This is a genomic window from Marinactinospora thermotolerans DSM 45154 (assembly GCF_900167435.1).
Taxonomy (GTDB): Bacteria; Actinomycetota; Actinomycetes; order Streptosporangiales; family Streptosporangiaceae; genus Marinactinospora; species Marinactinospora thermotolerans.
This window is the reverse complement of sequence record NZ_FUWS01000009.1, coordinates 271,229-282,198: the sequence shown is the minus strand read 5'-3', so window position 1 is coordinate 282,198 and position 10,970 is coordinate 271,229. Positions and strand designations below refer to the sequence as shown.

The window sequence follows — 10,970 nt, the reverse complement described above, 5'->3', positions numbered from 1 at the left end:
GCTTCCGCTTTGTTGTGTTCCCACTTTATCAGGTGTTCCGTCCGGCGTCGAATCGGCGCTTTCCGGGTTTCCCTGATGAAACCGGGAATCGGTTCGCGTTTTCCGGAGAGTGTCCAGGTCCCGCGTTCCGTTGTGTCTTCACTTTATCAGGGCGTTCCGACCCCGCCAAACCGGCGATTCCGAACCCGACAACCCCGAAAAGAACTCCCTTTCGACGTCGGAATTCAACGGGGCCGAGGTCGTCCGGATAACCGACAACGACGACACCGTCGGCATCTGATGCGAAGGAAGGGGACACTCACCTGGGTGAGCGGACGTCCCGTGAAGACGGACCCGGACGGCCATCCAGAGCGGATGTCCGCTTCTCCAGATCCTCGGCCTCCCCACTCTACCCGACCCGGACGGATGCCGTGACCGGAGTGATCATGAGGAGGTCGATCGCCTCGTGGCCGGCCTCGAGGGCCGCACCAGGGCGACTCGGAGAACACTACCCCACCTTCTCCCGTGCTCATGCCAGGAGACACGGATCCCGCCGCCCCGGATGGCGCATGCCGGCCAGGCGCCGGAGCGGCATGGGCTTTCGTCTCCCACGCCTATAGCGTTGGACTCCCTGGAGAGAAGAGAGGAGCCGGGTGATGAGCGATCCGACGGACCGCCCCTCAGCGGCGCCGGGGGGAGAGCGCCTGCTCTCCGCCCCCATCGATGCCGTGGCGGACGCGGCCGGGATCGGCGCTGACGCCTCCCTGGTCTACGGGCCCCCCGTGGAGCGCGACTCCGTGACGGTGATCCCGGTCTGCCGGGTCAGTCTCGCCACGGTCGGGGGGAGGAACACATGCGCCTCCTCTGAGCCGTCGAGCGGCCAAGGCGCCGGAAGCGTTCACGCGATTCCCGTCGGCTACATCACGGTCAAGGACGGCGACGCCCATTACACGCCGATCCGCGATCCACTGAAGAACCTGCTTCTTCCGCTCGCCGCGATCGCCTGTCTGACCGCCATCCAGATCGTACGCACCGTCCTGAGACGCTGAGCTGCCGACCATTATCATTCCCGCTCGAAGCGGATTTCCCCCCGATGGAACAGGCGGCCCAGCGTGCACGAGATGGAACCGAAGGACTCCAACGCGACCCAGGTCCTGACGAGAACCGGCGAGTTCGCCTTCCCAGGCGAGTCATGGGAGGTCTCCGTCCGTGAACGCCTGCACGGGGCCGTGGCGCGGTTCGCCGGACCGTTGACCGACCTGGTGGACCGGGATGCCAACGAGGGAGACACGAGGATCCTGGCCACCGACTTCCTCGGTGAGGCGCTCGGTTATGACAAGTACAACGACCTGACCACCGAGTACCAGACCAAGGGCGAGTCCGTCGACTACGGCGTGCGCATCGGCGACCGGATCGTCGCGTTCCTGGAGATCAAGCGGTGCGGTCAGGAATTGGACGTCCGCAGCCTGCGCCAGGCGCGGACGCACGCGGAGGAGCAGGGCGCCGAGTGGCTGCTGTTCACCAACGGGCGCGAATGGCGTTCCTACCACCTGCCGGGCGCCGACGTGTCTCCGCGGTTGATCGTCCAGGTGGACCTGCTCTCCGAGGGCGACGTGGCGGACAAGGTCCACGGGCTGTTCTACCTGACCAAGGACGTGTTCGAGCGGGGGCTGGTCGACGTGGCCCGCAAGGGGCGTGAGGCCTTGGCACCGCCGTCGTTGGCGGGGATCCTGCAGAGCGAGGCCGTGGTCTCCGCGGTTCGTTCGGAGGTGCGCCGGGCCACCTCCTACAGCGCGACCTCCGACGAGATCCTGCGCTCCATTCGCGAGGGGATCATTCCGCCGAGTCTCAAGCCCTGAACGGATCGCGTTTCCGGCCGTTCGCGGGCTGCGGCGCGAAGCCGCGGAACACCTCGCGGGATTCGGGCCCGTTCCCTTTTCGGGGGCGGGCCTGGCCCATTTCGCCCGAGAGCCCGCCTTCGCCCAGGTCACACCGCCCACCAGGCCCATTTCAGGCGGTATCCCGCTTCATGGGAGAAGAGTTCTTTTCGCGGGTTTTCAAGGTTGATGTTCCTCCGCCGTCCTCGTTCTGGAGGGACCTCGGAAGAACAGACGGGGTTGCTCCGATCCTGAAAGCCCGTCGCGACCTTGTGTCAATGGGAGTGGCGTCCCTGTCGTCGGACACGCCGGCCGTTCCCCCACAGATCGACGTCCCACCGGCCGTTCCCGCCGGCCGAGATCCGCGGTTCTCCCGGCGGTCTCTGTTCGACCGATCCGGCCGCTCCACGGCCGATCACCGCGGCCCTCTTGCGTGCTGTCCCGCGGGATCCCGTGCCACGCCGTCGGCCGGCGAGCGGGGACGGGCCTCGGCTCGGGGGAGCTCCACCCCAGCGGGTGCGAGCGCGGGCCGCAGGGGCGCGGGTACCCCGCCGCAGAGGGCCACCGTCGGGCGCTGGGCGGGACGGAGCGGCTGGCCGACGCGCTGCCATCTGGAGACGACACCACGGCCCCGCCACGCCCACCGACGGTGACCTCGAAGGACCGTCTGGGGGACGTGGCGGCCGGTGGCCCTGGAAGCCCGGGAGAACTCGCCTTCTCCACCGACGCCTACGGGGCTGACGGTGCGGCATGGGGGACGACAGGTATCGTCAGGGGCTCCACCGAGGCACCGGGCGGCCCGGTCACCGTGACGCCGCTCCCGAAGGGGCCGCGACGAACGTCGTCCGCGCCCGGCCCATCCCGCCTTTCATGGCCCACCACCGGGCCCGTCCGCCTCCTTCCTCGCTGAGGGGCAGGGCGCGCGGCGGCCGGCACGGACGAGACGGTGAGCCAGGGGTCATGGGCCGGTCCGACGTCTGGGCGGCCCAGGAGGGCTGAGATGACCGGGAGGGGCGTCGTCCCGTCCGACCACGGTCGGGCTGGGACAGGCCCGCCGCCTTCTCTACGGTGCCTTTTCGGCTTTCTCGGTCCGATGACCCGATGCCGAGTGCGTACGTCTGTGTCCCTGGGTATACCGTGCGCCTGGGCGGTATGGAACCGCGTGGCCGTTCCCGGCCGGTTCGCCCCTTTGCGTCTCCGGCCCCACGAACGGTCCTCGATCGACGTGTTCGGAAGGCGTGTTGTGGGGCGGCGAAATCGCGAGAAGGTGGCCGGGTTCAAAACGCGCGGGCCTGCTGACGGTCCTCACTCCCCCGCGCGTGTCCTCGGCGTGGTGACCCCATGACCTCCGAGAAAGACGTCGCGGGCAACGGACGGTGGCTGGTGTGGCTGCTGGGTTCGGTGGTCCTCACCCAGACCGCTCTGAACCTCGCCCGGCCCCTGCTGTCCTACCGGGCCATCTCCTTTGGCGCCGACGAACTGGCCATCGGCCTGATCACCGCGGCCTACGCGCTGGTCTCCGTCGTTTCGGCCGTCCCGTTGGGGCGTTTCACCGATCGCTATCCCCGTTCCCCCTTGGTGATCGTCGCGGGAACGCTCCTGCTGGCCGCCGCTCCGGTGCTCATGGCCCTGTCGACGTCGTTGTGGACGCTCGCGCTGGGCGGGACGGTGCTGGGACTGGGGCACCTGGTGTTCATGATCGCCGGCCAGGGACTGGTGGCCCGGTTGTCCCCCGAGGACGGGCTGGACCGCAACTTCGGCTGGTTCACCGCCGCGGTGTCGGTGGGACAGATGGCCGGCCCGGCGCTGGCCGGTGCCCTGCTGGGGGAGGCGTCGGGGGCCGCGTTGCGCGAGCCGACCCGTATGGCGTTGCTGGTGGCGGTGGTCGTCGCCTTGCTGGCGTTGCCGGGGTTGCTGGGCGTGGCCCGCGGCGGAGGCGGCCGGGTTCCCCCCACGCCGGAGCGCGGGCCACGGCTGCCGCTGACCGGGTTGCTGCGCAGCCCGGGGATCCCGACGGGGTTGTTCGTGAGCCTGGCGCTGTTGGCCGCCGTGGACATCCTGACCGCCTACCTGCCGCTGATCGCGGAGCAGAACGGCATCGCCCCGACGGTCGCCGGTGCCCTGTTGAGCCTGCGCGCGGCCGCGTCGATCGCCTCCCGGCTGCTCCTGCCCGTCCTGTTGAGGCGCTGGAGCCGTCGTGCCCTGATCGTGGTGAGCGCCGCGGGCGCGGCGGTCGCGTTGGCGGTGGTGCCGCTGCCGTTGTCGGGACCGGCCGTCATGGCGGTCGCGCTGGGGGTCGGCGGTTTCCTGTTGGGGCTGGGGCAACCGTTGACGATGACCACGGTGGTGCGGGCGGTCCCCGCGTCGGCGCGGAGCACCGCGTTGGCGTTGCGCTTGATGAGCAACCGGGTGGGTCAGGTGGCCATGCCGGCGGGGGCGAGCCTGGTGGCGACGGCGACGGGCGTGGGCGGGGCGTTGTGGTTCACCTGTGCGGTGCTCGCGCTGGCCGCGGGCGCGGCGGCGCGCACCCCGGGGGACTGAGCGCCGGGCCGATCACCGTGGCCGGTGACCGTCCGGGTCGGACATGACCTGGAAGTCCAGCCAGGGTGGGACGGCCTCGGGTGCTTCTCTTCCCGGTCGGGGAGGGGCAGGGTGGGAGCGTCACCCACCGCACCGGAGGTAGGACACATGGCGACGGAGGCTTCCCTTGCCCGCCTGCTCGCGATCCCGGTCGCGGCGCTCTTCCTGGGATCGGCCACCGCCGCTCCCGCCGCCGCGGCCGACGAGCAGCCCTGCGTCTTCGACGGTGAGTACCAGACGTTGCCCACCGGCCGCAGCATCGCGGTCGAGCGCTGTCCCGACTGGTCTCCTCGTCCCGATGGGCGCATCCCGGTGTACGAGTCGCCCCACGGCGGTACCGCGGTGGGGTGGCTGAACGAGACCGGGCCCCGCGCCAACTGGTACGTCTGCCAGGTCAGCGGAGCCCGCCAGGACCTGAGCGGATACTGGAACACCTGGTGGGCGTTGACCAGGTCCGACACCGGGGCGTGGGGATGGGTCAACGAGGTGTACTTCCGGGGTGGCGGCAATGGCGAGGCCGACGGCGGCCTGGCCGGCGACTGTCCCCGGTTGGAGTGACGGGTCCACGGCACGGCAGGGGACCGGAGCGGGCGCTCCTCATCCACCCGCTCCGATCCGGTCCTGGGCCGGCGAACCTTTCTATTAGGAAAGCTTCCTAATAGTTGAGCCGACCGTAGTACCTGCTCCGCTACCAGTCAACAGTCAGGTCGTTATCCATCTCCTCCCGCGGGTAGCCGCGCCCGGGAACCCGCCCTGTAAGGGAGGAGAAGGGTGACGGAGAACCCCGACAGCTATCCGCCGATCGCCGAGCACGGAATGATCGGCGACATGCGCACCGCGGCGCTGGTGAGCACCCGGGGAGGCATCGACTGGTTCTGCTGCCCCCGGTTCGACTCCCCCAGCGTGTTCGCCTCCCTCCTGGACCCCGAGCGGGGCGGCCACTGGACCATCACCCCCACCTGCGAGGTCTCCAACACCCAGCAGAACTACTTCCCCGAGTCCAACATCCTCGTGACCCGCTTCCTCACCGTGGACGGCGTGGTGGAAGTGCAGGACTTCATGCCGGTGCTGCGCGCCCACGACCCCGACCACCGCCAACTCCTGGTCCGCCGGGTCGTCGCCGTCCGCGGCTCCATGCGGATGCGTGTCACCGTGGATCCGCGGATGGACTACGGACGCACCGCCCACACCGTCCGCCGCGACGAACGTGGCATCTGGTTCCTCGGCGCGGACCTGGAACTGTGCCTGCGCACCAGCGTCGACCTGCGGCACGAGAACACCGGCGGCGCCGCCGGCGAGTTCCGGATCGCGCACGGCGAGACGGAACTGTTCGTCCTGGAGGTCCTCGAACCCGGTGACCACCGCGACCCGCCCCCCGATCGCCCGGCCGACGTCGAGGGACTGTTCGACGCGACCGCGGCCTTCTGGCGCGGCTGGCTGTCCGCGTGCACCTACACCGGACGCTGGCGGGAGATGGTGCAGCGCTCCGCGCTGACGTTGAAGATGCTCACCTACGAGCCGACCGGCGCGATCATCGCCGCGCCGACGACCTCGCTGCCCGAACGGATCGGCGGCGAACGCAATTGGGACTACCGCAGGGTATGGCTGCGCGACGCGGCCTTCTCGCTGTACGCGCTGCTCCAGTTGGGGTTCACCGAGGAGGCCGAGGCGTTCACGGGATGGCTGTGCGCCCGTTTCCGCGCGCCCTCCGACGAGGAGTTCGGTCCGTTGCGCGTGATGTACACGGTGGACGGGGACAGCGATCCCACCGAGGAGGAGCTGCGCCATCTGGCCGGCTACCGCGGATCGGCACCGGTACGGATCGGCAACGCCGCCTCCGAACAGCTCCAACTGGACGTGTACGGCGAGATCTTCGACGCGCTCTACCTCTTCGACAAGTACGACACGGGGCTGTCCCTGGACACCTGGCGGCACCTCACCGAAACGCTGGACTGGCTGTGCACCCACTGGGACCGACCCGACGCCGGCATCTGGGAGAAGCGTGGCGTGGAGGGCCGGCACACCTTCTCCCGGTTGATGACCTGGGTGGCGATCGAGCGGATGATCCGCATGGCGCGCCGGCGCGGCCTGCCGGGCGACATCGCCGAATGGACCCGGGCGCGCGACACCGTCCACCGGCAGATCCTGGAAGAAGGGTGGAACGAGGAGCTGAAGGCGTTCACCCAGCGTCTGGGAGAGCCGATCCTGGACGCCTCGATGCTGCTGATGCCCATGGTGAAGTTCACCTCCCCCACCGACCCGCGGTTCCTCTCCACGTTGGAGGCCATCGAGGAGCACCTGACGACCGACAGCCTGGTGTTCCGCTACGACGCCGACGCGGTGGACGACGGAATGGACGCCGAGGAGGGGACCTTCTCGCTGTGCTCGTTCTGGTACGCCGAGGCCCTGACCCGGGCCGGCCGCCTGGAGGACGCGCGGCTGGTCCTGGAGAAGATGTTCACCTACGCCAACCACCTGGGGCTGTACTCCGAACAGATCGGGCTGAGCGGTGACCAGCTCGGCAACTTCCCCCAGGCGTTCACCCATCTCGGACTGATCAGCGCCGCGCTGAACCTGGACCGCACCCTGGGTTGACGGGGATCGGGCGGGTAGCCCGACGCCATGGGACACATACGCATCGGCACCGCCTCGTGGACCGACCGTTCACTGGTCGAGTCGGGCTGGTACCCGCCGCAGGCCCGCACCCCCGAGCAACGGCTCCGCTTCTACGCCTCGCGTTTCCCCGTGGTCGAGGTGGACGCCACCTACTACCACCCGCCGGCCGAGCGGACCTCACTCGCCTGGGTGGAACGGACTCCGCCGGACTTCGTCTTCAACGTCAAGGCGTTCTCCCTGTTCACCCACCATCCGACCCGCCCCTCGGCGCTGCCGGTCCCGTTGCGGGCGGCGGCGGCCAAGAGCGCCAACCGCAACGGCAACCTCTACGTCGCCGACGCCGACCCCGGCCTGGTGACGGAGATGTGGGACCGCTTCCGCACCGCGCTGGCCCCGCTCCAGCGCTCCGGCAAGCTGGGAGCGGTGCTGTTGCAGTTTCCGCCCTGGTTCCCCGCCGGCGCCGAGCGCCGGCGCTACATCCTGGAGTGCCGGGAGCGGTGCGCGCCGATGCGCGTGTGCGTGGAGTTCCGGCACGCATCGTGGCTGCGCGAGGAGAACCGCGAGGAGACGCTCCGTTTCCTGGTGGACAACGACCTGCCCTATGTGTGCGTGGACATGCCGCAGGGCCACACGAGCTCGGTCCCACCATTGGCCGCGGTCACCTCCCCCGATCTGGCCGTGGTCCGGTTCCACGGCCGTTCCCGGCACTGGGACAGCGGGGACAAGCGCGCCCGGTTCGCCTACCGCTACGACGACGCCGAGCTGTCGGAGTGGGTGCCGCGGATACGGCACCTCGCCGACGAGGCCGCGGCGGTCCACGTCGTGATGAACAACTGCAACCGTGACTGGGCGCAGCGCAACGCCGAGCGGCTGGCGGAGTTGCTCGGCGAGGGAACGGAGACGATCGTCCCCCACGCGGGAGGAGCGCCTCGGGGAAGGGGAGACGTCGAAAGATGACCGCGGGTTCACCGTTTCCCCCTTCCCTCACCGTGCGCTCATGACGTATTACTCAGAGACCGCATCCCATCGGACGGAAGGGTCTCCCCCATGCGTCTCGTCATCCGCCGCGCCGTCACCGCGGTCGCCACCGCGGCGGCCGCCGTCCTGCTCACACTGCCGACCGCCACAGGCGCCCACGCCGCGCTCACCCCCGAGCAGGTGCGCGGCGTCACCGACACCTACCTCTTCGCGACGCCGCTGGCGGAGTTCGACGCGATCCGCGACCAGCGTCCGCACGCCGACCAGCTCGTCTGGGACTCCGACGGGTGCAGCTGGTCCCCGGACGAGCCCTTCGGGTACGAGTTCCTGTCCAGCTGCGAGCGCCACGACTTCGGCTACCGCAATTACAAACAGCAGTCCCGGTTCACCGAAGAGGCGCGGCTGCGTATCGACAACCAGTTCCGCACCGACATGTACTCGGTGTGCGGCGGCAACGTGCTGTGCCGTGGGGTCGCCGTCATCTACTACAACGCCGTGCGGGAGTTCGGCGGGTCGGGGGTCAGCACGGCCGAGGCCCTGGAGCGGGCGAACGCGGTCGAGCGCGCCGAGTCCTACCTCGCGCGCCACGCGGTCGGGTAACCGCCCCGGTTCAGCGGCGTCCCGACAGGAAGCGCTCGGTGAAGAAACGGATGTCGCTGTTGATCATCGCGACGTCGAGATGGATCTCGACGTCGCGACCGACGAACAGCCTGGCCCCGGGGACGGGCGGCATCGCGTCGATGCCGAAGTCGAAGCGGTCGAGCCTGGCGGTCCCGGTGAGGCCGATCATCGTGGCGTCGCCGAAGGGGTAGGGCTGTTCGCCGAGGAAGGAGCCGGTCAGCGGCAGGGGCGCGGTGATCCCCTTGACCGTGAGCTCGCCGTGGAAGATCCAGGTTCCGGGGGTGGGGGCGGGCTCGGCGTGGGTACCGCGCCAGTCGATCGTGGGGAAGCGGTCGACGTCGAGGAAGTCGGAGGAGCGCAGGTGCTCGTCCCTGCGGGCGATGCCGGTGTCGATGCTGGCCGCCTCGACCGAGACGCTGGCCGAGCTCTTCTCGGGGTCCTCGGCGACCCACACGACCCCCGAGACTCTGCCGAACCGGCCGCGTACGCGCACCAGCCCCTGCATTCCGGCGGTGAAGCCCACGGTGGAGTGGACAGGGTCGACGTACCACGTGTCGGCCTGAGGGAGGGCGGGTGTGTGCGGTTCCATGTCACCGTCCTCGACGACGTGTAGGCGTACCGTTCGTCGTGTGTCGTCGCCCATGTACGCGCCCCTCCGTTTCTCCAGCGCCACCGATGATCATGTGTCCCTCGGGTAACCGTAGCCACATATGTGAGCGTTGGGGCGCCGGATTCCCCTTCCGCTTCGGACCCATCGGCGTCCGGGGCGCCACGCCGGCCCCGCCTCCGGGGCGGGGCCCTTCACCCCTTCTGGCAGCCGGGGCACCAGTACAGCGTGCGTCCGGCCAGCTCCTCGGCTCGGACATGGGTACCGCACATGCGGCAGGGCAGGCCGGTGCGGTAGGAGACGTAGAAGGCGTCCTCGCGCGGGACCGGCCGCAGCTCGGGATCGGGGCGGTCCTCGGGTCGGGTGGTGATGATCCGTCCTTCTCGTACGCCGTCACCGAGCATGGCGGTGACGTCGTCCCACAGCGCCTGCCACTGGGCGCGCGACAGTTCGCGGCCTGGGCGGTGCGGTTCGATGCCGGCGCGAAACAGCGACTCCGCCCGGTAGATGTTGCCGATCCCGGCGATCACGTCTTGGCGCATGAGCAAAGCGGCGATCGGGGTGCGCGAACGGCGGACGACGTCCCAGGCCCGCTCGGGGTCGGCGTCGCGACGCAAGGGGTCGGGGCCGAGCCGGGCGCGCACCGCCTCTTTCTCGTCTTCTCCCAGGACTTCGCAGGCCGAGGGGCCGCGTAGGTCGGCCCAGCCGGATGCGGAGGCGAAGCGGACCCGGACCGCGCCCACGGGCGCCGGGGGGACGACGAAGCCGTCGGCGTCGTGGAGGAGTTCCCGTTCGTTCCCTGACGCGACGCGCGGGGCGCCGAGGCTGCGTTCCCCCGCGGCGTCGCCGAACGTCCAGGCTCCGTAGAGCCCCAGGTGCACGCGGAGCCACTCGGCCGAGTCGAATCCGAGGAACAGCTGTTTGCCGTGGGCCTCCGCGGCGGTGAGCACCCGCCCGTCGAGGCGGCGCGCGCCGTCGGCGAAGCGCCCTTGGGGGCTGGAGACCCGTAGCCGCGTGCCCACGAACGTCGTGGTGAAGTGCGCCGCCAGCCGGTGCAGGGTGTGGCCCTCGGGCACCGTGTTCCTCCCTGTGTGTCCGCCGGTCACGGGCGCCCTGGAGGGCTCCCCGGCCGTCTCGCACCCTACCTGCGCGAAGGACCGAAACGGACAGCGTTTTCTCCCATGCAATTGCATGGGCGGCCGGCCCGAAAAAGCCGACCGCCCAGGACATAGCAGCTACATCTCCAGCGTCTCCTCGATGTTCTTCAACAGGTGCCGGGCCAGCGCCAGGTTCGCCCGGCTACGGTCCAGCGCCAGATAGAGGAACAGCCCCTGCCCCTTACGGCTGGTCAGAGGCCGGATGAGGTGATACTGGCTGCTCAGGGTGATGAGGACGTCCTCGATGCCGTCCTTGAGGCCGAGCTGATCGATCGTGCGCATCTTCGCCCGCACCACCTCGGTGTTCCCCGCGGAGGCGACCGTCAGGTCCAGGTCGTTGGTGGTGCTCAGCGAACCGAGCGACATCCCACTGCCGTAGTCGACCACGGAGGCGCCGATGGCGCCGTCGATGGTCATCATCTCCTTGAGGGCCGCGTCCAGGTTGGGCATTGCCTCTCCTCCACTCGATCGGTGTGTTGCGGACTCGGGTGCGTTGTCGTGGTCGGGATCCTCCTGGCGCTTCACCAGCAGCCGTCCGACGCGGTGCAACAGTGG

10 protein-coding genes are annotated in these 10,970 nt (G+C 69.7%); 7 read left to right on the top strand and 3 right to left on the bottom strand.

Going from position 1 to position 10,970, the window contains the following annotated elements; translation table 11 throughout:
• Positions 1-635: 635 nt before the first annotated feature.
• The 7 genes from B5D66_RS17440 (at position 636) to B5D66_RS17410 (ending at position 8,630) form a co-directional block, all read left to right on the top strand.
• Positions 636-1,028 carry a spore germination protein GerW family protein gene (locus tag B5D66_RS17440; protein ID WP_078762812.1) on the top strand — a complete coding sequence of 131 codons (393 nt, stop codon included), beginning with the start codon at positions 636-638 and terminating at the stop codon, positions 1,026-1,028.
• A gap of 72 nt (positions 1,029-1,100) precedes the next feature.
• Positions 1,101-1,838, top strand: a complete 738-nt coding sequence (locus B5D66_RS17435) for a hypothetical protein (protein ID WP_078762845.1) — start codon at positions 1,101-1,103, stop codon at positions 1,836-1,838.
• Between the two features lie 1,359 nt (positions 1,839-3,197).
• Positions 3,198-4,397 carry an MFS transporter gene (locus B5D66_RS17430; RefSeq protein ID WP_078762811.1) on the top strand — a complete coding sequence of 400 codons (1,200 nt, stop codon included), beginning with the start codon at positions 3,198-3,200 and terminating at the stop codon, positions 4,395-4,397.
• A 147-nt stretch (positions 4,398-4,544) separates the two neighbouring features.
• Complete coding sequence (locus B5D66_RS17425) at positions 4,545-4,994, top strand: hypothetical protein (protein ID WP_078762810.1); 450 nt, start codon at positions 4,545-4,547, stop codon at positions 4,992-4,994.
• 213 nt (positions 4,995-5,207) lie between these two features.
• Entirely contained in the window at positions 5,208-7,031 is a 1,824-nt protein-coding gene (locus tag B5D66_RS17420) for a glycoside hydrolase family 15 protein (protein WP_235001058.1), read from the top strand.
• Positions 7,032-7,058: 27 nt separating this feature from the next.
• Entirely contained in the window at positions 7,059-8,009 is a 951-nt protein-coding gene (locus B5D66_RS17415; RefSeq protein WP_078762809.1) for a DUF72 domain-containing protein, read from the top strand.
• A 90-nt stretch (positions 8,010-8,099) separates the two neighbouring features.
• Positions 8,100-8,630 (top strand): phospholipase, encoded by a 531-nt coding sequence (locus B5D66_RS17410; protein ID WP_078762808.1) that lies wholly within the window; start codon positions 8,100-8,102, stop codon positions 8,628-8,630.
• 10 nt (positions 8,631-8,640) lie between these two features.
• Here the strand turns inward: B5D66_RS17410 and B5D66_RS17405 are convergent, their stop codons facing one another.
• The 3 genes from B5D66_RS17405 to B5D66_RS17395 form a co-directional block, all read right to left on the bottom strand.
• Positions 8,641-9,240: a YceI family protein gene (locus B5D66_RS17405; protein WP_159457284.1), complete on the bottom strand. Its 600-nt coding sequence runs from the start codon at positions 9,238-9,240 to the stop codon at positions 8,641-8,643.
• A gap of 212 nt (positions 9,241-9,452) precedes the next feature.
• Positions 9,453-10,334, bottom strand: a complete 882-nt coding sequence (locus B5D66_RS17400) for an Fpg/Nei family DNA glycosylase (protein ID WP_078762806.1) — start codon at positions 10,332-10,334, stop codon at positions 9,453-9,455.
• Between the two features lie 159 nt (positions 10,335-10,493).
• The gene (locus B5D66_RS17395; RefSeq protein WP_078762805.1) at positions 10,494-10,865 is read right to left on the bottom strand and encodes a hypothetical protein; all 372 of its coding nucleotides are present in this window, start codon (positions 10,863-10,865) and stop codon (positions 10,494-10,496) included.
• Positions 10,866-10,970: the final 105 nt, after the last annotated feature.